The 25,786-nt window shown below is 73.1% G+C and carries 23 protein-coding genes; 6 read left to right on the top strand and 17 right to left on the bottom strand.

The window, feature by feature from the left end; translation table 11 throughout:
• From FED44_RS11490 to FED44_RS11480, 3 genes are all read right to left on the bottom strand, one after another.
• Nucleotides 1–2,157, bottom strand: a complete 2,157-nt coding sequence (locus FED44_RS11490; RefSeq protein WP_138460645.1) for an MMPL family transporter — start codon at nucleotides 2,155–2,157, stop codon at nucleotides 1–3.
• Nucleotides 2,158–2,181: 24 nt separating this feature from the next.
• On the bottom strand, nucleotides 2,182–2,727 hold the full coding sequence (locus FED44_RS11485; RefSeq protein WP_138460644.1) for a TetR/AcrR family transcriptional regulator: 546 nt from the start codon (nucleotides 2,725–2,727) through the stop codon (nucleotides 2,182–2,184).
• 95 nt (nucleotides 2,728–2,822) lie between these two features.
• The gene (locus tag FED44_RS11480) at nucleotides 2,823–3,845 is read right to left on the bottom strand and encodes a zinc-dependent alcohol dehydrogenase family protein (RefSeq protein ID WP_111697556.1); all 1,023 of its coding nucleotides are present in this window, start codon (nucleotides 3,843–3,845) and stop codon (nucleotides 2,823–2,825) included.
• A 328-nt stretch (nucleotides 3,846–4,173) separates the two neighbouring features.
• Between FED44_RS11480 and FED44_RS11475 the strand changes: the two genes are divergently transcribed.
• On the top strand, nucleotides 4,174–5,169 hold the full coding sequence (locus FED44_RS11475) for an AraC-like ligand-binding domain-containing protein (RefSeq protein WP_138460643.1): 996 nt from the start codon (nucleotides 4,174–4,176) through the stop codon (nucleotides 5,167–5,169).
• Here FED44_RS11475 and FED44_RS11470 read toward each other — a convergent pair.
• Entirely contained in the window at nucleotides 5,166–6,122 is a 957-nt protein-coding gene (locus FED44_RS11470; protein WP_138460642.1) for an SDR family NAD(P)-dependent oxidoreductase, read from the bottom strand. The genes FED44_RS11475 and FED44_RS11470 overlap by 4 nt on opposite strands.
• Nucleotides 6,123–6,263: 141 nt before the next feature.
• Between FED44_RS11470 and FED44_RS11465 the strand changes: the two genes are divergently transcribed.
• Entirely contained in the window at nucleotides 6,264–6,848 is a 585-nt protein-coding gene (locus FED44_RS11465; RefSeq protein WP_138460641.1) for a TetR/AcrR family transcriptional regulator, read from the top strand.
• Between the two features lie 75 nt (nucleotides 6,849–6,923).
• Here FED44_RS11465 and FED44_RS11460 read toward each other — a convergent pair whose 3' ends face one another.
• Nucleotides 6,924–9,770 (bottom strand): BTAD domain-containing putative transcriptional regulator, encoded by a 2,847-nt coding sequence (locus FED44_RS11460; protein ID WP_138460640.1) that lies wholly within the window; start codon nucleotides 9,768–9,770, stop codon nucleotides 6,924–6,926.
• Nucleotides 9,771–9,954: 184 nt separating this feature from the next.
• Here FED44_RS11460 and FED44_RS11455 point away from each other — a divergent pair, with 184 nt between their 5' ends.
• The 3 genes from FED44_RS11455 to FED44_RS11445 are packed head-to-tail and all read left to right on the top strand — an operon-like array spanning nucleotide 9,955 to nucleotide 11,699.
• A complete protein-coding gene (locus FED44_RS11455) occupies nucleotides 9,955–10,461 on the top strand; it encodes a hypothetical protein (protein WP_138460639.1) in 507 nt (168 codons plus the stop codon).
• A gap of 53 nt (nucleotides 10,462–10,514) precedes the next feature.
• Nucleotides 10,515–11,219: a hypothetical protein gene (locus tag FED44_RS11450; protein WP_138460638.1), complete on the top strand. Its 705-nt coding sequence runs from the start codon at nucleotides 10,515–10,517 to the stop codon at nucleotides 11,217–11,219.
• A 57-nt stretch (nucleotides 11,220–11,276) separates the two neighbouring features.
• Complete coding sequence (locus FED44_RS11445) at nucleotides 11,277–11,699, top strand: hypothetical protein (RefSeq protein ID WP_167521450.1); 423 nt, start codon at nucleotides 11,277–11,279, stop codon at nucleotides 11,697–11,699.
• 101 nt (nucleotides 11,700–11,800) lie between these two features.
• Here the strand turns inward: FED44_RS11445 and FED44_RS11440 are convergent, their stop codons facing one another.
• The 3 genes from FED44_RS11440 to murQ all read right to left on the bottom strand — a co-directional run bounded on the left by FED44_RS11440 (nucleotide 11,801) and on the right by murQ (nucleotide 14,680).
• Nucleotides 11,801–12,613 (bottom strand): DUF1206 domain-containing protein, encoded by an 813-nt coding sequence (locus FED44_RS11440; RefSeq protein WP_111697549.1) that lies wholly within the window; start codon nucleotides 12,611–12,613, stop codon nucleotides 11,801–11,803.
• A 74-nt stretch (nucleotides 12,614–12,687) separates the two neighbouring features.
• Nucleotides 12,688–13,749 carry a serine hydrolase domain-containing protein gene (locus tag FED44_RS11435; RefSeq protein ID WP_167521449.1) on the bottom strand — a complete coding sequence of 354 codons (1,062 nt, stop codon included), beginning with the start codon at nucleotides 13,747–13,749 and terminating at the stop codon, nucleotides 12,688–12,690.
• Between the two features lie 28 nt (nucleotides 13,750–13,777).
• Nucleotides 13,778–14,680, bottom strand: a complete 903-nt coding sequence (murQ, locus tag FED44_RS11430; protein ID WP_111697547.1) for an N-acetylmuramic acid 6-phosphate etherase — start codon at nucleotides 14,678–14,680, stop codon at nucleotides 13,778–13,780.
• Nucleotides 14,681–14,710: 30 nt separating this feature from the next.
• Between murQ and FED44_RS11425 the strand changes: the two genes are divergently transcribed.
• Nucleotides 14,711–15,817 carry an exo-beta-N-acetylmuramidase NamZ family protein gene (locus FED44_RS11425; protein WP_138460636.1) on the top strand — a complete coding sequence of 369 codons (1,107 nt, stop codon included), beginning with the start codon at nucleotides 14,711–14,713 and terminating at the stop codon, nucleotides 15,815–15,817.
• Nucleotides 15,818–15,855: 38 nt separating this feature from the next.
• On the opposite strand, the gene FED44_RS11420 is transcribed toward FED44_RS11425, so the two are convergent.
• From FED44_RS11420 to FED44_RS11380, 9 genes are all read right to left on the bottom strand, one after another.
• On the bottom strand, nucleotides 15,856–16,833 hold the full coding sequence (locus FED44_RS11420) for a GNAT family N-acetyltransferase (protein ID WP_244301843.1): 978 nt from the start codon (nucleotides 16,831–16,833) through the stop codon (nucleotides 15,856–15,858).
• A complete protein-coding gene (locus FED44_RS11415) occupies nucleotides 16,830–17,858 on the bottom strand; it encodes an ABC transporter ATP-binding protein (protein WP_138460635.1) in 1,029 nt (342 codons plus the stop codon). Before FED44_RS11415 ends, FED44_RS11420 begins: the two co-directional genes overlap by 4 nt.
• Nucleotides 17,855–18,898, bottom strand: coding sequence for an ABC transporter ATP-binding protein (locus FED44_RS11410; RefSeq protein ID WP_244301842.1), 1,044 nt, complete (start codon nucleotides 18,896–18,898; stop codon nucleotides 17,855–17,857). The genes FED44_RS11415 and FED44_RS11410 overlap by 4 nt, the downstream gene beginning before the upstream one ends.
• A 5-nt stretch (nucleotides 18,899–18,903) precedes the next feature.
• Nucleotides 18,904–19,827, bottom strand: a complete 924-nt coding sequence (locus FED44_RS11405) for an ABC transporter permease (RefSeq protein WP_111697544.1) — start codon at nucleotides 19,825–19,827, stop codon at nucleotides 18,904–18,906.
• Nucleotides 19,824–20,858, bottom strand: coding sequence for an ABC transporter permease (locus FED44_RS11400; protein ID WP_111697543.1), 1,035 nt, complete (start codon nucleotides 20,856–20,858; stop codon nucleotides 19,824–19,826). Before FED44_RS11400 ends, FED44_RS11405 begins: the two co-directional genes overlap by 4 nt.
• A complete protein-coding gene (locus FED44_RS11395; RefSeq protein ID WP_111697542.1) occupies nucleotides 20,855–22,675 on the bottom strand; it encodes an ABC transporter substrate-binding protein in 1,821 nt (606 codons plus the stop codon). Before FED44_RS11395 ends, FED44_RS11400 begins: the two co-directional genes overlap by 4 nt.
• Nucleotides 22,676–22,812: 137 nt before the next feature.
• The gene (locus FED44_RS11390) at nucleotides 22,813–24,453 is read right to left on the bottom strand and encodes a glycoside hydrolase family 3 protein (RefSeq protein WP_262367365.1); all 1,641 of its coding nucleotides are present in this window, start codon (nucleotides 24,451–24,453) and stop codon (nucleotides 22,813–22,815) included.
• A complete protein-coding gene (locus FED44_RS11385) occupies nucleotides 24,450–25,454 on the bottom strand; it encodes an N-acetylglucosamine kinase (RefSeq protein WP_244301841.1) in 1,005 nt (334 codons plus the stop codon). Before FED44_RS11385 ends, FED44_RS11390 begins: the two co-directional genes overlap by 4 nt.
• An 87-nt stretch (nucleotides 25,455–25,541) precedes the next feature.
• Nucleotides 25,542–25,760: a hypothetical protein gene (locus FED44_RS11380; RefSeq protein ID WP_208758927.1), complete on the bottom strand. Its 219-nt coding sequence runs from the start codon at nucleotides 25,758–25,760 to the stop codon at nucleotides 25,542–25,544.
• Nucleotides 25,761–25,786: the final 26 nt, after the last annotated feature.

Here is a 25,786-nt window from a genome sequence, read left to right as displayed (position 1 = left end):
TCAGGACACCCCGGCCCGCTCCGAGGGCTCGGCGACGGTGAGGTGGTGGCGCAGGCGCTCGCCCTCGACGTCGAGGTCGGGCAGCGCCCGGTCCAGGGCGCGGGGCAGCCACCAGGCGGCGCGGCCGAGCATGGACATCACGGCGGGGACGAGGGTCATCCGGACCACGAAGGCGTCGACGAGCACGCCGACGGCCAGCGCGAAGCCCATCGACTTGATGATGGGGTCGTTCATGAACACGAACCCGCCGAACACGGCCGTCATGATCAGCGCCGCGGCGGTGACGACCCGCGCGTTGTGCCCCATGCCGTTGATCGTCGCCTGGCGGGGAGCGTCGCCGCGCACGTAGTCCTCGCGCATCCGCGAGACCAGGAACACCTCGTAGTCCATGGCCAGGCCGAACAGGATGCCGATGAGCAGGATCGGCAGGAAGCTGACCAGCGGGCCCGGCACGTCCACGCCCAGCAGACCGGCCAGGTGACCCTGCTGGAAGATCGCCACCGTGATGCCGAAGGTCGAGCCGACGGTGAGCAGGAAGCCCAGCGCGGCCTTGACGGGGACCAGGATCGAGCGGAAGACGAGCATCAGCAGCAGCACCGACAGGCCGACCACCAGCAGCAGGTACACCGGCATGGCGTCGGCGAGCTTGTCGGAGACGTCGATGCCCACGGCCGTGGCGCCGGTGACGGCGATCTCGGCGCCGCCGATGGCGGCGACCTTGGCGCGGATGGCGTGGACGGCGTCCTCGGTGGCCGCGTCGGTGGGCCCGGCCTTGGGGATGATGGTCAGCAGCGCGGTGGTGCCCGCGGCGTTCGGCTGCGGCGGGGCCACGGCCAGCACGCCGGGGGTCCGCTGGATCAGCTGGGCGGCCTGCCCGGCGGCGGCGGTCGTGGCCGCGCGGTCGGCGGCGGAGACCACGGCGATCAGGCGGGCGTTGAAGCCCTCGCCGAATCCCTCGCTGGTCAGGTCGTACGCCTCGCGGGCCGGAGTGCCGGGGGCGGCGGTGCCGGCGTCGGGCAGGGCCAGCCGCAGATCCTGGGCCGGTAGCGTGAGCGCGCCCAGGGCCAGCACGCCGGCCACGAGGATCGGCACGCGCAGCCGGGTGACCACCCGTCCCCAGGTGTAGCCGAAGCCGCGGCCCTCCGCGCCGGCGTCGTCTCCGGTGCGCTGCCTGCGGGGCAGAACGCGGGCCCCGGCGTACGACAGGAAGGCCGGCAGCAGCGTGAGGGCGACCAGGACGGCGACGGCCACGGTGCCCGCGGCGGCCAGGCCCATCACGCTGAGGAAGGGGATGCCGACCACCGACAGGCCAGCGAGCGCGATGACCACGGTCGCCCCGGCGAACACGACCGCCGATCCGGCGGTGCCGACAGCCCGGCCGGCGGCCTCCTCCGGCGCCACGCCCTCGGCGAGGAACTGGCGGTAGCGCGAGGTGATGAACAACGAGTAGTCGATGCCGACGGCGAGGCCCAGCATCAGTGCCAGCACCGGCGTGACGGAGGTCAGCTCGACGACGCCGCTGAGCGCGAACAGCCCGCCCATGCCGGCGCCCACGCCGATCAGCGCGTTCAGCAGGGTCATGCCGGCGGCCACCAGCGAGCCGAAGGTGACGATCAGCACCACGGCGGCGATCAGGACGCCGAGCCCTTCCGACCCGCCTACCTCCGGCGCGGCGTTCAGGACCTCGCCGCCGTGCTCGACCCGCAGCCCCGGCGCCGAGGAGCCGGCTTTGAGGTACGCCGCGCGCTGGGCGTCGGTCACGTCCTTGGCCGCATGGGCGAACTGCACCTGGACCAGGGCGTAGCGGCCGTCGGGAGAGACGGCGCCGGTCTTGAACGGGTTGAGGGCGGCGACGACGCCGGGAACGGCGGCGGCCTCCTTGACCACGGGCGCGACCGCGGCGGGCTCCAGCTTCCGGCCCTGCGGAGCGGCCACCACGATGGCCCCGGTGGCACCGCTGGCCTGCGGGAACTCCTTGGCCAGGGCGTCCAGCGCCCGCTGTGACTCGGTGCCGGGCATCGAGAACTTGTCGCCGGCCGGGCCGTGGAAGGCCGCGGCGGCCAGGCCCAGGACCACCAGCAGGAGCAGCCACAGGGCGGCGACGCGCCCGCGCCTGCGGAAGGAGAACCGGCCCAGCCGGTACAGCAGGGTTGCCACAGCAGATCTCTTTCTCGGGGAGGGTCAGCCGGTCGGCAGACCGAGCGTCCGCAACGCGCCGCGGGTGAGTTCCGCGCGCAGTGTCTCTTCGGGGATCACGCATTCACTGGCGCTGGTCAGGATGATCCCGAGCATCGCCATCCAGGCCCAGACGCGGGCCTCGGGGGCGTCCGAACGGCCCGACAGGGCTTCGGTGAGCCGTTCGACGATGTGGTCGGCGTCGGGCAGCTCCGGCCGGTTGATCAGCGCGTCGACGTCCTGAAGGAGGATCTTCACCTGGAGCCGGAAGCGCAGGGACAGGTCGACGAGCCCGGTGACGGCGGCACGGGCGGCCTCCTCACCGCGCAGCCCGGCGAGCCGCCCTTCCAGCTCGGCGAACTCCGGGCCGACGGGCGCAAGCAGCTCGGTGAGGATCGCGTCCTTGTTCGTGAAGTGGTACAGCAAGGACGCCTTGGAGCAGCCCGCGTCCGTGGCGATGTCCTGCAGCGAGGTGCCGCGGAAGCCGTGGGCGGCGAACAGCCGCACGGCCGAGTCGAGGATGTCCGCGCGCGTCGTGGTTGCGCGTGCCATGCGGAACACAATAGCTGACCGATCGGCCAGTATTTGACCGATCGGCCAGCTATGTGATGGATCTAACGGTGGGCGCCTTGCGCGAAGAGGCGGCGTCAGGGGCGCAGCAGGACCTTGACGGCCCGGCGCTCGTCCATGGCCCTGTAGGCCTCGGCGGCCTCCTCCAGCGGCAGTTCAAGGTCGAAGACCTTACCGGGGTCGATCTCGCGGTCCCAGATCAGCCGGATCAGCTCCGGCAGGAAGCGGCGCACCGGGGCCGGGCCGCCGTGCAGGTGCACGGCGGAGAAGAACAGCTCGATGCCGGGCAGCTCGACTTCGTGGGTGACCCCGACGTAGCCGACGTGCCCGCCGGGACGAGTGGAGCGGATGGCCTGCATCATCGACTCCTGGGTGCCGACCGCCTCGATGACCGAGTGCGCGCCCAGCCCACCGGTCAGGTCCTTGAGCCTGGCCACGCCCTCGTCGCCGCGCTCGGTGATGATGTCGGTGGCGCCGAACTCGACGGCGAGCTTCTGCCGGTCGGCGTGCCGGCTGAAGACGACGATCCGCTCGGCGCCCAGCCTGCCGGCCGCCAGCACACCGAGCAGGCCGACGGCGCCGTCACCGACGACCGCGACGGTCCTGCCGGGACCGGCCTCCGCGGCGACCGCGGCGAACCAGCCGGTGCCCAGCACGTCGGAGGCGGCCAGCAGGCTCGGAATCAGGTCCGCGTCGGGCATGCCGGGGGTGGCGACCAGGGTGCCGTCGGCCAGGGGCACACGGGCCCGCTGCGCCTGGGTGCCGATCGCGCCCATCGGCACGGCGCGCACACAGCGGGACTGGTAGCCGGCCCGGCAGATCTCACACGTGTTGTCGGAGGCGAAGAACGAGCCGACCACGAACTGGCCGGGCCTGAGATCGCGGACCTCGCTGCCGACCTCCTCGACGACGCCGACGTACTCGTGGCCCATCGGCGCCGGCCCGTCCTGCCTGGTCACGCCCCGGTAGGGCCACAGGTCCGAGCCGCAGACACAGGCCGCGGACACCCGGATGATCGCGTCGGTCTGTTCGAGGATCCTGGGGTCCTCGCGCTGCTCCACCCGGACGTCGCCGGGGGCGTGCATCACTACGGCTCGCATCTCATCCACTCCTTGAAGCGTCTCTCAGCGGCCTGCCTGCCGGCCGCCGGTCAAACCATCGGGTCGGGGCGTGGTCATGACCCAGTGAACACGCTGGTCAGAGGGCACGAACCGCCGCGGCGAGATCCGCGAGTTCCCGGCCTCCCGCCCGCTCCGCGGCGTGCGGCACCGCGGCTTCCCTGTAAACAGACGCGATCTTGACTACATGTCGCCGCCAAGTCATCATCCTGCTGTTTCCGGTGCAAATTTGATCGTATTCACAGCGTATGGCGGAGGTGCTTCGCGGTGAAGAAAGCCGCCATTCCATGACAACGACCGCCGAGGACACATGAAAATCGCGTGGAACACCAGAGACATGGCCGTCCCGGATCGGTTCACCTTCTGGAACGACACCATGTCGAGAACTCTTATGCCGGTGCGGCTGGCCACCGACCATCCCGCCCGCTTCGACGGATCAGCGCAGGTGTTCGGCCTCGGCGCACTGCAGATGTCGCTGACGAACCACTGCCTGCTGCAGGCGAGCCGGCCTGTGAAGCTCATCCGCCAGTCGGATCCGGAAGTCTTCCAGTTGCATCTCATTCTCCGCGGCCGTGGCCGCGTGACGCAGGCGGGACGGGACGCCGCCTTCCAGGCGGGACAGCTGCTCCTCATCGACTCCTCCCGGCCGTTCGGGGGGTGGCGGGGATCCGCCGACGATCCGGCCAGGTCACTGATCGTCCAGTTCCCCCGGGCCGCGCTCGGCCTGCGGTCCGACATGGTCGGGCAGCTCACCGCCGCGCCGATTCCCGTGCGGAACGGCATCACCGGCGTCCTGGCCGGGCATCTCAAGCACCTGGCGGAGAACGCCGACGGTCTCACATCTCGTGACGCGGAGACGGTGGCCGCCGTCACCTTCGACCTGGTCGCGGCCGCCTGCGCCGACCGGCTGGAGGCCACCGCCCTGCTGTCACCGGAATCGCGACGCCAGGCCCTGCTGTCGCTGATCCACGACTTCGTCCGGCAGCGGCTCGGCGACCCCGGCCTCACTCCTCAGACGATCGCCGCGGCACACCAGATCTCCGTCCGGCACCTGTACAAGCTCTTCGAGGAGCAGGGCGTCACGGTGGCGGCCTGGATCCGCCGATGCCGGCTGGAACAGTGCCATCGCGATCTCGCCGATCCCCGGCAGCGTTCCCGTCAGATCCAGGCCATCGCCACTCGCTGGGGCTTCGCCGATGCCGCCACCTTCAGCCGGGCCTTCCGCTCCGCGTACGGCATGTCACCCCGCGATCACCGCAAGCTGGCGGCGGGCGACGACTCTTCGGAGAATCCCGGGATCGGTTAGAGGTCGAGCAGGTCGGCCGACACCTGCCAGAGCAGGGTGGCCGCCTCCGGGTCGAGTGCGTACTCGGCGACGCCGCGGCGGGTGCCCGGGCGATGCGGCCCGGCCTCCTGGCAGTCCTCGAAGTAGCGACCGGTGACGCCCTCGACCAGCGGCGAGGCCGCGAGCAGCACGGAGGTGGCCGCGCCCTGCTCGACCGTCTTCCAGGCGGGGCCGTCGCCGCCCATCTGCGTGCGCATGCGCTCAAGCTCCTCCTCGGTGACGTGCCGCTGGAGGTTGGTCGGGATCGCGCCGGGCATGAGCGCGTTGACCACGATGCCGTCGCCGGCCCAGCGCCTGCCCGCCTCGACCGCGAACAGCACGTTGGCAGTCTTGGACTGCCCGTACGCCAGCCACGGGTCGTACGGGCGCTCCCGGAACTGGATGTCGTCGAAGACGACCGGCGAGCGCAGGTGGGCGCTGGAGCTCACCGACACGACGCGGGCGCCTCCGGCCGCCGCGAGCGCCGGGTGCAGGCCGACGGCCAGCGCGAAGTGCCCGAGGTGGTTGGTGGCGAACTGCGACTCCCAGCCCTCGGGCGTGCGTGCCTCGGGCGAGGCCATCACGCCGGCGTTGTTGACCAGGATGTGCAGCGGCCCCTCCCAGGTCGCGGTGAACGACGCGACGGACGCCCGGTCCATCAGGTCGAGCGGCGCCACGCGCACCCGCGCGTTGCCGGTGTCGAGGGCGAGGTCGTCGGCGACCCGCTTGCCCGCGCCGAGGTCGCGGACCGCGATCGTCACCTCGGCCCCCGCGGCGGCCAGCGCCCGCGCGGTCTCGACGCCGATGCCGGACGCGCCGCCGGTCACGACGGCCCGCCGCCCGCGCAGGTCGACGCCCTCGATCACCTCGGCGGCGGTGGACCCGGCGGTGAACGGCGTGGTGACGCGCGTGGTCTGAGTCGTGTTCCGAGTCATGTTCGTTCCCCGTCCCGTACGGCGGCGCGGGCCCCTGGGAGTCCGGGCCGCTACAATCAGAACAAACCGGAGGAACCTCCGGTACGCTTGCGACTCTAACCGGAGCTTCCTCCGGTTAGCAACCCGTGCCGTGGAGGAGCCGTGTCCACCCCCGGACCCAAGCCGTTGCGCGCCGACGCCCGGCGCAACCGCGAGCGGCTGCTCGACGTCGCCGTACGGGCGTTCTCCCAGGATGGGCCGGACGTCACGCTCGACGCGATCGCGAAGGAGGCGGGCGTCGGCATCGGCACGCTCTACCGCCACTTCCCCACCAGGGAGGCGCTGATCGAGGCGGCCTACCGCAACGAACTGGCGAAGCTGTGCGACGCGGCGGCCGGACTGCTGGAGGAGATGCCGCCCGACGTGGCGCTGCGCACCTGGATGGACCGCTTCGTCGACTACCTGGCGACCAAGCGGGGCATGGCGGACGCGCTCCGCGCGGTGATCGCCGCCGGCGCCAACCCGTACGCGCACAGCCGCGACCGGCTGGTCGGCGCGATCGGCACGCTGATCGAGGCGGGGGCCGCCGCAGGGGTGTTCCGGCGGGACGTGGCGGCCGAGGATCTGCTCACCGGCATGAACGGCGCCTGCCTCGCCGCGGGTGAGCCCGCGCAGCGCGAGCAGGCCGGGCGGGTGATCGACCTGCTCGTGGACGGCCTGCGCCACGGCGCCGACGGTGCCGGCTGACGCGCGAAGCGGGCCCGGCGGAGCCGGTGAAGGCCCGTCGGCCGTCTCCGGCGCCGTGGCTCGCCTCCGTCCCGGTCATGCGTGACCGCTCCTGCCGACCAGGTGATCCCGCAGCCGGGCGTGCCGGAACTCGTACACCCCTCCCGTCTGCCGCAGAACGCCCCGCCGATGGGCGTCGTCGAGGAACCGGATCAGGCGCAGCGGTGTCCGTCCGGTCAGGGCCAGCCAGATCCGGACGACGGTGAACGCCCCCCAGGCTCTGGACGACGCCACGGTCAGCCCGACCGCGAGTCCGAAGACACCCCCTGCCGCGAGCCCGGTGGCGAGGGTGCCGGCCGGCGTCATCACCTGGCCGCCCATCACGGCGGCCGCGAGCCCGTAGGTCACGCTGCCCAGACGGCCGAACAAGGAGCGGCCCAGTATCGCCGCCGCGATTCCGGCGGGCACGGCGAGTTCGAGGTCGAAGACGCCGCCGAGGACCGGAACCGCCCGGATGTCCCGGCTGAAGGTGTAGGCCGTCGCGTAGAACAGGCCCAGTGTCACCGCGATGGACAGCGCGAACCACAGGGTGGCGACGCGATCCTGTCTCAGGATGGCCGACGGGCTGGACGCCCGGGTCGCGTCAGCCGGGATGTCCAGCCACACATGCGACCCTGTCGCCAGGCCGAAGACCACGCAGAGCATGAGCGTCAGGACCGACGGCAGCGCCCAGCCGAGCCCGAGCGCCACACCGATCGTGAGGCCGATGACGAACCGGCTCAGGAAGCGTCTCGCGGTGCCGCGGAACCGGACCTCGACGCGTACCGGCCCCGGCCGCCCGCCACGTGCGTTCGCGACGACGCCCGCCAGCCCGAACGACAGCCCGTAGACGAGCCCGATCACGGGCCCGGCCGCGAGGCCGCCGGTGAGTGCGCACAGGACCGCGGGTGGAAGTCCGAACACCACCCCTCTGGTGCGGTGCGGAACGGTGTCGGCCAGCCGCCACCACTCGAAGTCGTGGGTGTGCCTGCGCCCCAGGTGACCGGCGAGGAAGGTGAGCCACCGCAGGGCGTGTTCGCTCCGGTACCGGGGGGACGGGTGCGGCCTGGTGCCCGGCGCCGGCGGATGGTGCCGGTAGACGGCGGGCAGGAACGCGTCGAGAAGGTGGTCTTCGATCTCGGCCGGGCCGGGGAAGCGGGCGACGTCCAGCAGCTCGGTGGGGTCGGCGGCGGCGTCGGCGTAGGCGGTGCGCGTGAGGTCCACCATGAGAGGGGTGGACAGCGCGGAGGCCAGCGGTCCCCGAGGGTGTGCCCGCAGATGCTCCGCGACGGGGTCCCAGCGGTCCTCGCCGAGCCGCCGGCGTGCGGTGAGGTAGGCGATGGCGTCCTCGGCCTCCACGGGCTCGATCTCGACGACGGCCGCCCTGGCCAGGATGGCGCCTCCGCGCCGCACCGCTTTCTCGTACTCGGTGCTGCGGCAGGTGACCACGAGAGGGCGGCCACCGGCGACGGCCTCGTCGAGGGCGTCGATCGCGGCCGCGTGCAGGCCGGGCGGGGTTTCGTCGAGGCCGTCGAGAACCGGCAGCACCCGTCCCGTGCTCACCAGGCGCGCCGCGGCGTCCGGTCCGTACGCCGCCTTGTTGGCCAGCCCCGGGTATTCCTCGACCAGCTTGCGGGCGAACCAGGTGTGCAGGTGCTCACGTCGCGGGCTCCAGGACGAGAGCGGCACCAGCACCGGTGTGGGCTCGCCTGGCCGGGCGGTGCGGAGCAGCCCGAGAGTGAGCAGGATCGCCAGCACCGTCTTACCCGCGCCCGGCTCGCCGAGAATGACCAGCTGACGTGCCGGGAGCCGCCGGAACGCGTCGACCAGGTCGTCCAGGTCGCCGCGGAGGTCCACGCGATCGTCGCGGCCGGTCGCGTCGTCGTCACCCAGCACCGCGGACGCCGTGGCGGCGATCGACCGGCCCGTGCTGGACCAGCGCAGCCGGACGGGTGCCGGACGGTGCAGGTACCGGGCCGCGGCCTCCGCCGTCCACTGCTGGGCGACCCCCAGCGCGAGTTCGAGCGCCGCCCGGTCCAGGCGATGCGCGCCGTCCGGGCCGACGGGCTCCGGGCCGCCGCCCGGTCCCTGGGCGAGGGGCCGCACCGTCATGGGCGCGGGCCCGTCCAGCTCCTTGTCTCCGCGCAGGATCCGCTCATGCAGGTCCCGCAGTTCCGGCCCGGGATCGATGCCCAGCTCCTCCGCGAGCAGCCGGCGGACGTCGTGGAACGCCGTCAGGGCGTCCGCCTGACGGCCCGCCCGGTACAGCGCGAGCATCAACAGCCCGCGAAGGCGTTCCCGCAGCGGGAACTCGTCGATCAGCCGCGTCAGCTCGGCGATGGCCGCCGTGTTCTGGCCGAGTTCGACTCTGATCGTCGCCCGCAGTTCCCCGGCGAAACCGTGTCGCTCATGCAGTCTCCGTCGCTCGGCCTCCAGCCGGGGGCCCTGAAGGCCGCCGAAGGGCTCACCCCGCCACAGGGCCAGCGCCGCGTCGACCTTCCCGGCAGCCGCCGCGAGGTCTCCCTGTGCCCGCAGGTCCTCCGCCGCCGTGAGATGCCGCTCGAAAATCGCGACGTCCAGTTCCGACGGGTCGCCGCGCACCTGGTAGCCGGCGTCGGAGGAAACCAGCACCGCGTTCCGCGCGGTCGACGCCCGGCCCGGTTCCACGACACGACGCAACCGGCTGACATATGTCTGCACGGTGCTGCGGGCGTTACGCGGCGGATCGGCGCCCCACACCGCGTCGACGAGCGCCGTGACGGACACCGGCCGATTCATCTCCAGCAGCAGCACCGCCAGAACCGCCTGCTGCCTGGCCCAGCCCAAATCCAGTTCCTCCCCGTCCCGCCACGCTTTCATCGGGCCGAGCAGCGAATACCGGACCCTTCCAACGGCTTCCGTCACGCCACCTCCCAGGGCATGCCCCTGCGAAACATACGCTAGCCCGTCCACCCGACGCGCGATCGCCGCAGATCACACAAACAGCCCTGACCAGCCACTAAGGCGTCATGAAAGCGGCACTAACGCAGCGGTTTGCACACTCGGACCAGTTCCGTAAATGGACAACCCGCGAAGAAGGGGAAGCGAAATGGCACGCACGAGAATCATCGCGGTCGCGACGACGGCGGGGCTGCTGGCCGCTCTGGCCGGACTCACCGCGCCGGCCCAGGCAGGCACCGGCGCGGCCTCGGGAGTGAACGCCGCCACCGCCCGCGCCGCGTCGACGAGCGGCTCCTGCAGCAACAAGGGCGCCTTCATCAACTTCAACGCCTACTACCACAACAGCAGCCGCTACCACGTCTTCACCTCCTTCGACTGGAGCATCGGCGGCAGCGGCGTCCGCAACAAGAACAACGTGGAGCTGCGGGTCAAGCACCACAACACGGCGGGGCACGACACCATCCACTGGACCTGGATCTCGCTGGACAACACCCGCAAGGGCTACTCGAAGCTGACGTCCGCGAACGCATACCGCCCGGTGCCGAAGAGCGGCGTCAAGGTGGCGAAGAACAAGAAGGCCTACGTCGAGTTCAAGGCCGTCTTCGACAAGAAGGGCACCGACCCCCGCTGCGGCAGCCACACCCAGAACATCTGACCACGGGCCGCCCCGCCCCGGGCGGGGCGCCGAACCTCCTGGAGGGCCGATTCGTGTTCCCGCGCCACGCGACGCTCGCCCTGGGCACGGCCGCGGCGGTGATGCTGGCCGCCTGCTCCGGCCGCGGTCCCGCGCCCTCAGCGGCTCCGGCCACACCGTCCCGGGAAGCGTCGGCCTTGGGCGTGCCGCGGGGGCACGCGCCCGTGGCACCGGGCCTCGAAGCGGGCCTCGAACCGGGCCTCGAACCGGGCGCGGCGCCGGGCGCGGTGGTCCTGGCCGCGTCGTCCAGCGGGGCCGTCGTCGCCGATCCGGCCACGAGGTCCTACCGCGGTTACACCTCCGCCGGCGAACTCTCCTGGATCGACCGGGACGCCTACCGGAACGACGCCGAAGTGGTCTGCGCCGCCCGGTGCCCGGACGCGGTGATCACCGCCGCCGGGCGGGACGGGACGAACCGCGTCCGGCTGCGGACCGGGACGCGGGCCCGCCTGATGGCCCCGGCCCGGGCGCCCGTGCAGCGCGTACTGGCCGTACGGGGACCTTCCGACGCGGTCCTCGTCGAGGACGGCCGCGGTGGGCGGGACGCCCGCATCCGGGTGGACCGCACCGACCGCACCCGGGTGCGTGTCGACGTGGCCGACACGGCCGGCGTGCTGTGGGTGGAGGACGCCGGCCGCTCGGCGGCCCTGGCCGTCTACCGGGGACCGGGCCACGCCGGAACGAGCGTGCTGGCGTTCCGCCGGGACGGCCGTGGGTGACGTCCCGGCGGTCCGCCCCGGCCGGTGGCGGAGGCCTGGGGCGGCTGCCTGGGTGGCGTGCGAGGTCCGGCGATCCTGGCCGGTCCGCGCGGAACGCTGCTGGCCCACGGCACACCGGCGCCGCTGACCTCGGACCTGCCGCAGGTGGGGGAGTGCGCCGCGGGCCGGGACGGCGCCGTGCTGCTGGCCCGATGGATCGACGCCGGCGGCACGGCGCACACGGCCCTGCGGGGCGTCGACGCCACCGGGCGGGAGACGTGGGCACGTGACGTTCCGGCAGAGGTGGAGGTGGCGGCTCATCCGTCCGGACGGCAGTTCGCGCTTTCCGGCCAGGCGGGCCTGGAGATCGTCGACCAGGCCGGGCGCACCCTGGTGCGCGCCGCCGGAGTGTCGTCCGCACGCTACACGGAGACGGGACGCCTCGTGGTCGTCGACGGCGCCGGGACGCCTCGGTGGGCGGAACCGCCCCGCGACGGGTGATCGGCCGGCCAAGGGCGCCGCCCGTCACCTGCGGCTACGGCAGAGGCCGGCCGCGCGCTTCGCCGCGCGCGGCCGGCCCCAGGGTGTTCCGGCGAATCCGCTCACACCCGGTGCCAGCGGGCCTCCGCGAAGCAGTAGACGGCGAACAGCACCAGGCCGATCGCGACCACGACCAGCAGCCACGGACCGGCCGGGGTGTCGGCGAGCGCCTTGAGCGCGTCGTCGATGCCGGCCGCCTTGTCCGGGTCGTACGTGAGGGCCGCCTGGCCGATCAGGGCGCCGGCGGCCAGGGCGATGACGCCGCGGGCGATGTAGCCGGCCTTGCCGAGCTTCACCACGACACCGCGGGTGCGGGGCTCGGTCACGTGCATGTCGCGCATGAACTTCTCGGTCCAGCCCTCGTAGATCCAGTACACGCCGAGGGCGATCACGCCGAGAGCCATCAGGCCGACCAGGAACTGCCCGGCGGGCAGGTCGAACAGCGCCTTGGTGGCGTCCTCCGACTGGCTGTCGGACGAGGAGGCGCCCTTGTTCCGCGTGAGCAGCGCCACCATCGAGTACACGAGGGCGGCGTAGACGACGGCCCTGGAGACGGCCTCCACGCGCTCCCTGGCCTCGGGCCGGCCCCAGACGGCTTCGGAGACCTGCCAGATCACCAGCGCGGCCAGGCCGACGGCCATGATCCACAGCAGGGGGTCGCCCAGGGGCGAGTCGCGCACGATCTGGAGCGCGCTGCTCTTGTCGGCCTCCCCGCCGCCGCCGAAGGCGATCTGCAGCGCGACCAGTCCGATGATCGCGTAAAGGACGCCCCGGGCGGCGAAGCCGACCTTGGCGAGTTTCTCAAGAGCGGGATGGTCAGCCGCCCTCCGGGCCGCGCCTTCCAATCGCCGGCCGGTCTGATGCGCGGTCGTCATCACATTACCTCTCCCTCTGGAGGCGGATCGATCTTCCCGCTGACCCAGACGAGGAGGATTAAACGTCCGCCTGCTCAGCCGGACAGGCGCAGGGCCTCGGCGGCGACGGCGTGCCGCAGGTCGCGGATGCCGGGCCGCCCCCGCAGAGGATGGACGTTGTTGGTGAGCAGCACGACGGTCAGGCGGCGGGCGGGGTCGACCACCAGCGACGTGCCGGTGAAGCCCGAATGGCCGAACGCGCCGGTGAGCGGGCCCACGATGGCCGGGTCATCGATCCGCACCCCGAGCCCCTGCCGGAAGGCGGCGCCCGGAACGCCCTGGTCGCGCAGCATCTCGGCGGTCCACTCGGGCGAGAGGATCGGGCCGCCGCCGGTGCGGAGCGCCTCGCCGAAGCGCACGAGGTCGGCGGCCGTGGAGAACAGCCCGGCGTGGCCGGTCACGCCGCCCAGCGCGTGGGCCGTCTCGTCGTGCACCTCACCTCTGACGCAGCCTCCGGCACACCGCTCCCGCTTGAACTCGGTCGCGACGGCCCGCCCCGGCTCGACCGGCCCGTACGTCGTGGCGCCGAGCCCGAGCGGCCCGGTGACCCGTTCACGCACGAGCACGTCCAGCGGCGCGCCGCCGGCGGCCTCCGCCACCCGTCCGGCCGTGATCATGCCGACGTCCGAGTAGAGATGCGTGCCCGGCGGCCCCTGCGCGGGGGTGGACAGCACCAGGTCCCAGCGGGCCTCCTCCGGCTCCCTCTCCACCCGGCGGCTCGCGGGCAGGCCGGCCGAATGCGTCAGCAGGTGCCGTACGGTGATCTCGGGCCGGTGCCCGTAGAACCGGGGCAGCCGCGCGGCCACCGGCTCGTCGAGGCCGAGCGCGCCCTCCTGGGCCAGCGAGACCACCACCGCGGCCGTGAACATCTTGGTCAGCGAGGCGATGTCGAAGAGCGCGTCCGTCACCACGGCCGGCCGCTCGGGTAGCGGTTCTCCGGAGGGTCCGGCGTACCGCACCGCCTCCCCCACGGCGGCCGCGGCGACCGTGCGCCCGTCCAGGGTGATCACGGCGACGGTTGCCGAGGCGACCTCGGGCACGGCCGCGCGCAGGACCTCTTCCAGCACCGAGCCACGCGCCTTTACAAAGTAAGACATCGGGTCGCTTCCGGATCCGCCGGGTTCCTCAGGCGCCGCGCAGCGCCGGGCCGAGCCGGTTGCCGTGCGCGGCGAGCAGCGCCCTTGCGTCGTCGGCCCCGACTCGGCGCTCGATCATCACCACGGCCGTCTTCACGTCGCGTCCGGCGTCCTCCAGGACCTCCCGCGCGTCCGGCACGTCCGCGCCGGTGATGTCGGAGACGATGCGGGCCGCCCGGTCGACGAGCTTGGAGTTGCTGGCCACGACGTCGACCATGAAGTTCCCGTACGTGCGGCCCGACCTGATCATGGTGATCGTGGAGATCATGTTGAGCACCAGCTTCTGGGCCGTGCCCGCCTTGAGCCGGGTCGAGCCGGTGACGACCTCCGGCCCCACGATGACCTCGATCTCCCGTTCGGCGGCCCGGGCGAGCGGGGTGCCGGTGTTGCAGGCCAGGCCCACCGTCAGCGCGCCGCGCCGCCGGGCCTCCTCGACCGCCCCGACGACGTACGGCGCGCGCCCGCTGGCGGAGATCCCGACGACGGAGTCGAGCGGGCCGACCTGCTTGTCGCGGATCACGGCGGCGCCCGCCCCGGCGTCGTCCTCGGCACCCTCGACGGAGCGCACCAGCGCGGCCTCACCGCCCGCGATGATGCCCTGCACCAGGTCGGGGTGGGTGCCGAAGGTCGGCGGGCACTCCGAGGCGTCGAGCACCGCGAGCCGCCCCGAGGTGCCCGCGCCGACGTAGAGCAGCCTGCCTCCGCCGGCCATCCGGGCTGCGATCGCGTCGACGGCCGCGGAGATCGCCGGGACCGCCCGGCCCACCGCGGCCGGGACGGCGGCGTCGGCGGCGTTCATCAGGCGCGCGATCTCCTCCGTCGGCAGGGTGTCGATTCCGCTGTAGCGGGGATCGCTCTGTTCGGTGGCGAGAGCGGCGAGTGAGTGCGTCATGATTCCTCAGCTTCGGAGTGCCTTGTACTGATGGATCGCGTGCGTACGGGACTGGAACGGCTGACGGCCACGCCGCGGCCCGGGCGGGAGCGGGTGGGTCTCGTCACCAACCCCACCGGAGTTCTGCCCGATCTGACCCCCGCCGCACCGGCCCTGCTGGCCGCGGGAACGCGCGTGACCACGCTTTTCGGCCCCGAACACGGGTTGCGCGGCACGGCGCAGGCGGGCGGCGGCGAGGCCGCCGCCGTCGATCCCGTCACCGGCCTGCCCGTGGCCGACACCTACGGCCGTACGGGCGCCGAGCTGGACGCGCTCGTCGCGGCGTCCGGCGTGCAGGAGCTGGTCTTCGACATGGGCGACGTGGGCGCCCGGTTCTACACCTACGTGTGGACGATGTGCGACCTGATGGGGTCGGCGGCCCGCCTCGGGCTGCGGTTCACCGTGCTCGACCGGCCCAACCCGATCGGCGGCGCGGTGGCCGAGGGCCCAGTGCTCGACCCCGCCTTCGCGAGCTTCGTCGGCCGCGCCGCGCTGCCGCTCCGGCACGGGCTCACGGCGGGCGAGATCGCGCTGTCCGTCAACCGCGCGGCCGGCGCCGCGCTGGAGGTCGTGCCGATGGAGGGCTGGCGCCGGGAGTGGCACTTCGACCGGACCGGGCTGCCCTGGGTGATGCCGTCGGCGAACATGCCAACCCTCGACACCGCGCTGGTCTACCCCGGCACCGGGCTGCTGGAGGGCGTGAACGCCGCGGAGGGCCGCGGCACGACCCGGCCGTTCGAGCTGGTCGGCGCGCCGTACGCGGACGGGCGGCTCGCCGCCGCGCTGAGCGATCTCGGCCTGCCGGGCGTGCGCTTCCGCGACACGTCGTTCACCCCCGCGTCCGGCAGGCACGCGGACGTGCCGGTGCGGGGGGTCCAGCTGCACGTGACCGACCGGGAGACCTTCCCGCCGGTGCTGACCGGGGTGTCCCTGCTGCACGTGCTGCGCACCCTGTATCCGGGTGACTTCGCCTGCGACCCGTTCCTCGACCTGCTGTGGGGCTCGGACTCGCTGCGCGCGCACCTGGAGGCCGGACGCGACCCCCGCGGGCTGTGCCCGCCGCCGGGGCCGCCGGAGGGAGACCTGCTGTACGGCTGACCCCGCCCCGGCGATCGGTCCGGGCATCGGCGCTGACATCAGCCGAGGCGGCGGCGGTAGAGCCAGAAGACCCGCTCGGCGCGGGCGGCCACCGCCCGGGAGTAGAACCGCAGCGGGCCCACCCAGCCGATCTGCGCCGAGGTCAGCCCGGCGGCGGCCTGCTCGGCCAGGCAGCGGCGCAGCAGCACCCGGCCGACGCCGAGCCCGCGGGCGGCCTCCGCCGTCCCCATCGGGCCGAACCACGACGGCCTAGCGCCCCAGGCGGCGAAGCCGAGGATCTCCCCGGCGCGGGTGGCGTAGTGCAGCCCGGTCGCCTGCTCGGCCTCCCAGGCCCACGCGTCGTTCCACTGCTCGCGGACGAAGGCCACGACGTCGCCCCGCTCCCCCGCGGGCGCCGCCGCGACCGTCACCCCGGCGTCGGCGAGCCTCGCCAGGTCGGCCTCATGCTCGGCGAGGTCGAACCGCGCCGGCAGGTCTGCCGTCATGTTCCAGGCGACGCGGTAGCGCTCGTAGCCCAGGCTCTCGGCCAGGCAGGCCGCGGGGGTGTACCGCACGTCGATGCCCGGCCAGGCGTAGCAGGGCGGATTGCCGGCGAACCTCGCCTCGGCGGCGCCCTTCTCCCGCATCCACTCCTCGGCGGCGGCCACCAGCGCCCGGCCGATCCCCCGGCCCCGCGCGGCGGGGTCGACGGCGATCAGGTCGACGTGCCCGGCGCCGTCCGCACCGATCGACGCGAACACCGCCCCCCGCGGACCCGCATCCTGCGGAGCCTCACCCTCCAGACCCGTGCCCTCAAGACCTGCGCTCTGGGGACCGGCCGGCTCAGAGCCGTTCCCCTCGCGGCCGGACCCTTCGATGCCCGGCACGGCCAGGACGGTCCACTCACGGCCCGGCGGCGGGTCGGCGAGCCGCCGTACGAGCAGCGCGGCGTCCCCGGCGTCGGCCCACAGCGCGGCGGCGGCCAGGCGCTCCAGCCGCTCGTCCACCTCGACCGCCTCCACCTGGGCCCGCGTCACTCACCCACCCCCACCGGGATCACGCTACGCCGCCTCGGGTGGAAACAGGCGTGCTCCTGCTCGGTCTCCTGATCGGGCCCGCCGTCGCGGCCGAGCACGGGCGTCTCCCGCTCGCAGCGTTCGGTGCTGAACGGGCACCGCGGGACGAAAAGGCACCCGCCCGTCCGGCCCTCCCCCTGAGACTCGCCTCGCGGCTCCTTCGGCACGACCCGCTCGGCCCCGGGCCGCTCCAGGCCGTGCAGGACCGGGATCGCCGACAGCAGCGACTGCGTGTACGGGTGGACGGGGTCGGCGATGATCTTCTCGGTGGCGCCACGCTCCACCACCTGCCCCCGGTAGAGCACGTACAACTCGCCGTCGTCGCCGATGTAGCGGGCGGTGGCGATGTCGTGGGTGATGAACAGCACGCCGACGCCGACCCGCTCGCGCAGGTCCTTGAGCAGCGCGAGGATGCCCAGCCGCAGCGACACGTCGATCATCGAGACGGCCTCGTCGGCGACCAGGACCTCGGGGTCCATGGTGAGCGCGCGGGCGATCACGACGCGCTGGCGCATGCCGCCGGACAGCTGGTGCGGATAACGCGGCAGGACGTAGCCGGGGTCGATCCCGACCATCGACAGCAGCTCCTGCGCCCGGCTGTCGATCCACGACCTCGGGCGGCCGGTCTGGCGCGCGCGCAGCGCCAGCGGGGCCTCCAGTGCCTGGTGGACGGTCCGCGTGGGGTTGAGCGCCGAGTAGGGGTCCTGGTGGATGAGCTGGACCCGGCGGAAGTACGGCTGGCGCCGCCGGTGGCTCAGCGACGACATCGGCACACCGTCGATGACGATCTCGCCGGCGTCGTGGGTCTCCAGGCCGGCGATGATCCGCCCGAGGGTGGTCTTGCCGCTGCCCGACTCGCCGATGAACGAGACGGCTCCGCCCCTTTCGACGGCGAAGTCGACGTCGCGCAGCGCGGGCACCTCGCGGGCGCCGAGCACGCCGCCGCGCTGGCGGAAGGTCTTGGAGATCCCGGTTCCCGTGATCACACCAGCTCCTCTCGTCCGACCAGCTCCAGGGGGCGGCCGGTGGCGTGGCAGGCGACCGTACGGCCGTCCCGGGTGACGGCGGCGGGGTCGTCCGTCTCGCAGACGTCCATGCGCCGCTCGCAGCGCTCGCGGAACACGCAGCCCTGCGCGGGCAGCGTGCCGAGCGTCGGCGGGCGGCCGGGCAGCGCCCGGGCGAGGGACAGGTCGCCCGTGAGGCGCGGGATCGCCCGGATCAGGCCCCGCGTGTACGGGTGACGGGCGTCGCCGAGCACCTCGGTCACCGGCCCGTGCTCGACGACCCGCCCGCCGTACATGACGGCGAGGTCGTCGGCGACCTCGGCGACCGCGCCGACGTCGTGGGTGATGACGAGGGTGGTGAGCGCCCGCTCCTCGTGGACCTCGCGGATGATCCGCAGGATCGTCGCCTGCGTGATCATGTCGAGGGCGGTGGTCGGCTCGTCCAGAACGACGACTTTGGCGTTCAGGACGAGCGCGAGCATGATGCCGACCCGCTGGCGCATGCCGCCGGACAGCTCGTGCTGGTAGGAGTCGAGCACCCGGGCGCCGTCCATGCCCATGCGGGCCAGCAGGTCCCTGGCGTCGCGCACCAGCGCCCGCAGGTCCTCCACGTCGTGGGAGCGGCCGAGGTCGAGCAACTGCTTGCCGATGGTCTTGAGCGGGTTCAGCGAGTTCTGCGCGGCCTGGAAGACGTAGCCGACCTCGCGGCCGCGGGCGCGGCGCAGGTCCTCGCCGCGGAGCGCCAGCACGTCGCCGAGCCCGTCGATCTCGACGCTGCCCGCCGCGATCCTGCCGGGCGGCTGCACGGCGTTGAGCAGCGAGAACGCGAGCGTCGACTTGCCCGAGCCCGACTCGCCGACGACACCGGTGATCGTGCCGGGGGCGAGGGTGAGGTCGACGCCGCGGACGGCGGGCAGCTCGCCCGCCGGCGTCTTGTAGACGACCGTGAGGTCCCGGATGCGGACCCCCGGTGCTTCCATGTCACGTGCTGCCGTGTGACGTGCGGCCGTGTGAGCGGTCATAGGGGCTATTCCTCCCGCAGACGGGGATTGAAGATCTCGTCCATCGCGTCGACGATCAGCACGATGCCGAGCGTGAGCAGCAGGATCGCGATCAGCGGGGCCATCAGGTACGGCAGCGCGGCCGGGGTGGTGAGCGCCCCGCCGTTGAAGACGGCGAGGTTCAGCATCACGCCCCAGTTGTTGGACTCGAACGGCAGCACGCCGAGGAAGAACAGGCCGACCTGGGCGTACACCGCGCCGGTGACGGCGATGAGCATGTTCATCGCGATGTACGGCGCCATGCTCGGCAGCAGCTCGCGGCCGATGATGTGCCGGGTCGGCAGGCCGAGCCCGCGGGCGGCCTCGATGAAGCCGCGCTCGCGCAGCGACAGCGTCTGCGAGCGCACGGCGCGGGCGATGCCGCCCCAGCCGAGCACGCCGAGCACCAGGCCCATCTCCAGCGGGCTCTCGAACTTCCACACGGTGGACAGCACGAGCAGCAGCGGCAGGCCGGGGATGGCGAGGTTCATGTCGGTCAGCCGCATGAGCACGGTGTCCCACCGGCCTCGGTGGAAGCCCGCGAACAGCCCGATGGCGGTGCCGAGCGCGACCGTGATGACGGCCGTGGCGAGACCGGTCAGCAGCACGTACCGCGCGCCGGTGATCACGAGGGCGAGCACGTCGGTGCCCTCGAAGTCGGTGCCGAAGGGGTGGGCGAGGCTCGGCGGCGCGTACAGCGCGTTGTCGTCGCGCGGCAGCTGGGCGGGGTAGAGCAGCGGCCCGGCCACGCCCATGAGCGCGAACAGGGCGACGATGACCACTCCGGCCATCCGGCTGGGCTTGCGCCGCAGCACCCGCCACACGCCGCGCCAGAAGTTGCGCCGCAGCGTGGCCCGGGTGGTCTCCGGGGGTGCCGCCGGAGGCCCGGCGGGATCGACGATGACGGTCATGCCGCGCCTCCGCTCCTGACCCGGGGGTCGATCACCGTGTACAGCAGGTCGGCGACGATGTTGGCGACGACGATGCCCACCGTGATCACCAGGAACGTGCCGCCCATGAGGGCGTAGTCACGGCTGCTGATGCTGTTGACGAGCAGCAGGCCGAGGCCCGGGTAGTTGAAGATCTGTTCGATGAAGATCGAGCCGCCGAAGAGCATGCCGATCGACAGGGCGAGGATCGTGAACAGCGGCAGGATCGCGTTGCGCGCCAGGTAACGGAACACGATGCCGCGCCGCAGGCCGCGCAGTTCGGCCGCGAGGATGAAGTCGTCGCCGAGCACGGCGACCACGTTCGACTTCATGGCGAGGATCCACCCGCCGTAGCTGGCCAGGGTGTACGTCACCACCGGCAGCACGGCGTGGTGCACCAGCGATCCGATGTATCCGGGGTTGAGGCCGGGGACGAACTCGACGTCCACCGGCCCGCCGGACGGCATGATCGGCCACAGCGTGGCGAAGATCGCGGTGAGCAGCAGGCCGATGACGTACACGGGCACGCCGTGCAGCAGCGAGCCGGACAGGGCGAGCGCGTCGCCGAGCCTGCCGGACCGCTTGATCGCGGCGTACACGCCCATGGTCACGCCGAGCAGGAAGCTGAGCAGCGTGCCGGCGAGGACCGGCAGCACGGTCCAGCGGGCCGCGTGGCCGATCAGCGTGGTCACCTCGACGCCGGGTGTGCTGAGCGAACGCCCGAGGTCGAAGTGGAGCAGCGAGCCCAGGTAGCCCACGTACTGCTGCCACAGGCTGCCGGTGGGCAGGAAGCCGTACAGGACGGCGGTGGCCCGCTCGGCCTGCTCGGGCGACATGCCCTTCTGGATCAGGCTCTCGTACTGCCCGAGCACCGGGTTGCCGGGAATCTCCCGGATGATGACGAAGCTGATCGTGGCCACGGCCCAGATCATGACCAGGCCGCGTACGACATGGCCCGCGACCTTCCTGGCGATGGCGGCGGCCCGGTGCCGCCCGGGGACCGTTTGCGTCATACCCGCCCCTTCTCCGCTTTCCTGATCATCCCGAGCTGCATCCACACGCCGGACGACAGCCGCAGGGCCTGGTCGTCGTCGGGCGGGAACGCGGTGTAGCGGGAGGTGTTGACGAACTGCGTGTTGACGTAGTCCCAGAGCTGGACGACCGGCAGCTGCTCGTTGGCGACCTTGGCCAGGATGCCGACGATGCGCTTCTGCTCGTCCTGCGAGGCGTAGTTCAGCTTGCCGGTCAGCTCGCCCGGGTCGACGACCCCGGCCGCGCCGGCGTCGACCTTCTCCGGGCCGCCCATCCAGTTGCCCTCGGTGCCGGGCGCGACGTGCCGCAGCCGCCCGCCGAACATCTGCCAGCCGTTCGCCTGGCCGAACAGCCGCTGGAAGATGTTGTACGGCGACGGGCCGAGGCCGATCAGCCACAGTCCCAGGTCGTACTTCCCGTCGGCCAGCTCGCCCAGGTAGAGCGTGTAGTCGGCGGCGGTGACCACGCTCGCGTCGACGCCGTGGTCGGCGAGCTGGCTGCTGATCGACTTGGCCGCGGCGACCCAGTCGGAGAACGACGCGGGCACGTGGATGCGCACCTTCCAGGGGCTGCCGTCCGGCATGGCCCACCGGCCGTTGCGCTTGGTCATGCCCGCCGCCTTGAGCTCGGCGTCGGCCTTGGCGGGGTCCATCCGGTACTGCTCCAGTCCGTCGAACCCGGAGCCGAGCCAGGCGCGGGCGGCCTGGGCGTGGATGCCGGAGGTGGTGGCGGCGGGGGTGCCGCCCTCCGGGGAGGCGATCCTCGTCACCTGGGCGCGGTCGATCAGGTAGGCCAGCGCCCGCCGCACGTGCACGTTGTCGTACGGCTTGTGCGCCTGGTTGAACGCGAGCGAGACGGCGACCGGCGAGTAGCCCTTGATCACCTTGCTGCCCCGGGCCTCGCGGATCCGGTTCATGACGGCGGTGGGCACGGAGGTGAAGGGGGCGTTGTCCAGCCGGCCGGCGATCAGGTAGTTCCAGATCTGCTCGTTGCCGGTGTAGTTGAGGATCTTCACCTTGTCCGGCGCGATCTTCTGCCGGTCGTAGAAGTAGGGGTTGCGGGTGAGCAGCGCCGCGCCCGGGTTGACCCGCTCCAGCACGAAGGGCCCGGCCGACACGTCGTGGCCCGGGTCGAAGGCGATGACCTTCTCCGCCAGCCCGGTGATCGTGTTCTTCGCCTTGTCGGCCGCCGCGCCCTGACCGTGCTGGGCGGTCTTGAGCAGCTGCCAGAAGTCCGCCGGGAGGAGCTTGCCGAAGACGTGCGCGGGCACGACCACGGTCGACAGCAGGTTGGCGAGGAACGTCGAACTGCGGTTGGCCCCCTGCGTGATCCGCACCGTCGTGGGGTCGACGACCTGGATGTCGGCGGCGGCGCCGGCCGCCTTCGGGTCCAGCGCGTACGCCGTGCCGCCCTGGGTGTAGGCGAGACCGATCGAGACCCGCACGTCCTCGCTGGTCACGGGCACGCCGTCGGACCACTTGGCGTCCGGGCGCAGGTGGATGTCGACCTGCGACCGGTCGGGGGACGTCGTCCAGCTTCCGGCGATGGCCGGGTAGAACTGGTTGGGATCGGTGGGGTCGTTCTTGGGCCACGCCAGCGCCATGCCGTTGTATCCCGAGAAGACCGATCCGACGGGGTTGAACGGGTTGATCGGCGCGCTCGCGTTGATCTGCTTGCTGCCGTCGATCGTGGTGAACACGCCGCCGCCCGTGCGGGCGGTCTCCGTCGTCCCGGTAGTGCCGCAGGCGGTGGCCGTGGCGATCGACGCCACTGCCATGATCGCTGCGAGTCGCTTCATGGGCTGCTCCTGGTTCCCGATTGCCTGGACAATACGGGCGCACTCGCGACCCGTCAATTTTTTCCATGCCTGGACACCGCTATGGAGTTAATTTTTACCGACACCCGTGACCTGCGGGAACACCCTTCCGGTTACGGTCACTGCGACCGGCCGGCGAGCCAGCGGGCCGCCGCCCGCGCCGACGCCGTCGAGTTGCCGTGGGTGGCGAGGTACAGCCGCCCGGCGGGCGTCCCGGGCACCCCCGTCTCGACCACCACGGCGTCCGGCCGGGCCCGCAGCGCCTCCTCCAGCAGGCGCCGCATCCAGGCGTGCCGTACGGCGTCGTGGACGGCGATCACCAGCGGGCGCCCGGTGTCGCCCAGCGTGGCGAGCAGGCCCGGCGCATCCTCCTCGTCGTTCACCTCGGCCGTCGTGGTCCCCGGCAGGATCTCCGCCAGCGCCTGGCCCAGGGTGAGGGGGGTGACGCGGCCCACGGCCTGGCTGGGGCGCGCCGTCATGCTCACCACCAGCGGCGCCCGGGTCAGCACGCCCGGCCCCACCGCCGCAGGTCCTGTGGGTCCTGGGGTCACCCGCAGCGCGGCGGCGGCCGCCGCGAGCCCGAGGCCCTCGTCGGCGTCCCCGGCCGCCGCCGCCCTGGCGTCCGCCCGCGCGTCGTACCAGGCGGCCAGGTCCCGGACCCGGCCCGCCGCCTCGGCGAGGCGGTCCTCCTTCAGCCGCCCCTCGCGGACCGCCGCGGTGATCGCGTCGCGCAGCGCGTACACGCTCTCTCCTCTGGCCGAGGAAACCCCGACGCAGATCGCGTCCGCCCCGGCGGCCAGCGCGCGCACCGCGATCTCGCCGGGGTCGTGCAGGGCGGCGACCGCGCGCATCTCTATGGCGTCGGTGACCACGAGCCCGCCGAACCCCATCTCCTCGCGCAGCAGACCGGTCAGCACGGCCCGGCTCAGCGTCGCCGGGAGCGCGTCGACGGCGGGGACGAGCAGGTGCCCGCACATCACCGCGCGCACCCCGGCCGCGATCGCGGCCCGGAAGGGCGGCAGATCGCGCCGTTCGATCACCTCCCGCGCGGCCCGTACGGCGGGCAGCGCGAGATGGGAGTCGGTCACGGTGTCGCCGTGACCGGGGAAGTGCTTGGCGCAGGCGGCCACGCCCGCGCTCTGCAGGCCCTCGATCCACGCCGCGCCGTGGCGGCCGACCGCCTCGGGATCGGAGCCGAACGAGCGCACGCCGATGACGGGGTTGCGGGGGTCGGCGTTGACGTCGACGACCGGGGCGTAGTCGAGCGTGACACCGGCGGCGGCGACCATCCTGCCGATCTGCCGCCCGACCCGCCGGGTCAGCGACTCGTCGTCCGCGACGCCCAGCGCGAGGTTGCCCGGCCAGGAGCTTCCCGTCGCGGCCTCCAGCCGGGTGACGGAGCCGCCCTCCTCGTCCACCGCCACGACCACGTCCGGCCGCTCCCGGCGCAGCGCGGCGACCAGCGCACTCGTCCCGTCCCCTGCGCCGTCCCCTGCGCCGCCCACTGGACGGTCCACTGGGCCGGGGCCGCCCGCTGCCCCGGCGCCGGCGTCGCGGGGCGCGGTGCCGGCGCCGTCGCCGTCGCCGGCGTCGCGGGGAGCGGCGCGGGTGACGTTGCGGGCGAAGAGCACCACGCCGCCGAGGCCGTCCGCGAGCGCGCGGAGCAGCCAGTCGGGCGGTTCGGTGCCGTCGAACCCGGGCTGGAGCACGGCCATCGCCAGCCGGTCCAGGCTGTCGCGGCTCGCCCGGCCCGCGGTCACCGGACGGCCTGCCCGATCAGCGCGCGGTGCGCCGCGGCGGCCCGGGGATCGTCTCCGAGGGCGGCCCGCAGCGCGAGCGCCGCGGCGCCCGCCGCGGCGTCCCGCGCGGGCACCAGTTCGGCCCACCTGCCGAGCTCCGCCCAGACCAGGTGGGCGAGCTCGGTCGGCTCGGTCAGCAGCGAACCCGCCAGCACCAGCGGACCTCCGCCTCCCCTCGCCCACGCCCCGCCCCACGTGACGCCCTCTCCGCACACCACCCGTGCCGTACGGCACAGCCTGCGCGCCGCCTCCCGGACGACGCCGCGCGCCACCTCGTCGCCCTCGCGGGCGGCGGCGTCCACGACCGGCGCCAGCGTGCCGAGCCAGGCGGGCCCCTGCTCGGCGACCCGCGCGTACACGGCCGCCACCAGTTCCCCGGCGAGCGCGGGCCCGTCGTCCTCCCCGGCCGAGCCCGGCCCGAGAACGGTCTCGGCCACCCGGGCGACCAGGAGGGTCGGGGCGCCCCGGCCGTCGATCGCGTTCAGCGCCGCGGCGGCGCCCCTACGGCCCAGCCACACGCCCGATCCCTCGTCGCCCAGCAGCCAGCCGAGCCCGTCGGCCCGCCGTACGACGCGGCGGGCGCGGACGCGGGCGCCGATCGCGCCGGTGCCGGCCACCAGCACCGCGCCGTCCGGCTCGGCGGTCGCTCCGGTGAAGGCCACGAGCACGTCGGAGACCACCACCGGGCGTCCCGCGAGCCCCGCCTCCCGCCAGGCCCGCTCGGCCGGCTCGGCCGCGCCGGCGACTCCGGCGAGGCCGAACACGCCTCCGGCGACCCGGGCCGGGTCGACGCCCGTCAGCGCGCCGGCCAGCGCGGCGCGCAGGTTGGCCGCCGGGTCGGGAACCGAGATCGCGTTGGCGCCGCCGGCTCGTCCCCGTCCGGCGATCTCGCCCGACTCCCCGGCCACGACGCAGCGCGTGCTGGTGCCTCCCCCGTCCACGCCGATGAACAGAGCCCCCACGACCGCTCCCTATGGAGATGCCTTCCATCAACCTATAAGTCGGTGGAAATCTTCTACAACGGTGGCCGGAGCGGCCGGGGGGCCGGACTACTTCTGGCTGTCGGTGAGGTCCACCATCGCGGTGGCCGCCCGGAAGAACTTGTTGCGGCCGAGGTCACCGATGGTCTTGATGTGGAACGCCTTCTTCAGCATCTCCGCGTCCTCCGCGGTCACACCCGAGAGCGCCTCCACCGGCGCCTTGACGATCTCCTCCAGGCTCTTGTCCTCGTACTCGCGATCGAGCAGCTTGGCAAGGTCCGCTGTCACAGCCATGACTCCCCCAATCACCAGGC

The sequence above is a fragment of the Microbispora triticiradicis genome (genome assembly GCF_005864065.1).
Lineage (GTDB): Bacteria > Actinomycetota > Actinomycetes > Streptosporangiales > Streptosporangiaceae > Microbispora > Microbispora triticiradicis.
Note: the sequence above shows the minus strand (reverse complement) of the source record. Positions and strands in the feature narration are given on the sequence as shown.

What these genes read in the sequence shown, in the direction of transcription:
- FED44_RS11410 (WP_244301842.1), bottom strand. Translation starts at nt 18,898, where the DNA reads ATGACCGCTCACACGGCCGCACGTCACACGGCAGCACGTGACATGGAA.
- FED44_RS11485 (WP_138460644.1), bottom strand. Translation starts at nt 2,727, where the DNA reads ATGGCACGCGCAACCACGACGCGCGCGGACATCCTCGACTCGGCCGTG.
- FED44_RS11475 (WP_138460643.1), top strand. Translation starts at nt 4,174, where the DNA reads ATGAAAATCGCGTGGAACACCAGAGACATGGCCGTCCCGGATCGGTTC.
- FED44_RS11480 (WP_111697556.1), bottom strand. Translation starts at nt 3,845, where the DNA reads ATGCGAGCCGTAGTGATGCACGCCCCCGGCGACGTCCGGGTGGAGCAG.
- FED44_RS11455 (WP_138460639.1), top strand. Translation starts at nt 9,955, where the DNA reads ATGGCACGCACGAGAATCATCGCGGTCGCGACGACGGCGGGGCTGCTG.
- FED44_RS11435 (WP_167521449.1), bottom strand. Translation starts at nt 13,749, where the DNA reads ATGTCTTACTTTGTAAAGGCGCGTGGCTCGGTGCTGGAAGAGGTCCTG.
- FED44_RS11405 (WP_111697544.1), bottom strand. Translation starts at nt 19,827, where the DNA reads ATGACCGTCATCGTCGATCCCGCCGGGCCTCCGGCGGCACCCCCGGAG.
- FED44_RS11395 (WP_111697542.1), bottom strand. Translation starts at nt 22,675, where the DNA reads ATGAAGCGACTCGCAGCGATCATGGCAGTGGCGTCGATCGCCACGGCC.
- FED44_RS11400 (WP_111697543.1), bottom strand. Translation starts at nt 20,858, where the DNA reads ATGACGCAAACGGTCCCCGGGCGGCACCGGGCCGCCGCCATCGCCAGG.
- FED44_RS11425 (WP_138460636.1), top strand. Translation starts at nt 14,711, where the DNA reads ATGGATCGCGTGCGTACGGGACTGGAACGGCTGACGGCCACGCCGCGG.
- FED44_RS11470 (WP_138460642.1), bottom strand. Translation starts at nt 6,122, where the DNA reads ATGACTCGGAACACGACTCAGACCACGCGCGTCACCACGCCGTTCACC.
- murQ (WP_111697547.1), bottom strand. Translation starts at nt 14,680, where the DNA reads ATGACGCACTCACTCGCCGCTCTCGCCACCGAACAGAGCGATCCCCGC.
- FED44_RS11440 (WP_111697549.1), bottom strand. Translation starts at nt 12,613, where the DNA reads ATGACGACCGCGCATCAGACCGGCCGGCGATTGGAAGGCGCGGCCCGG.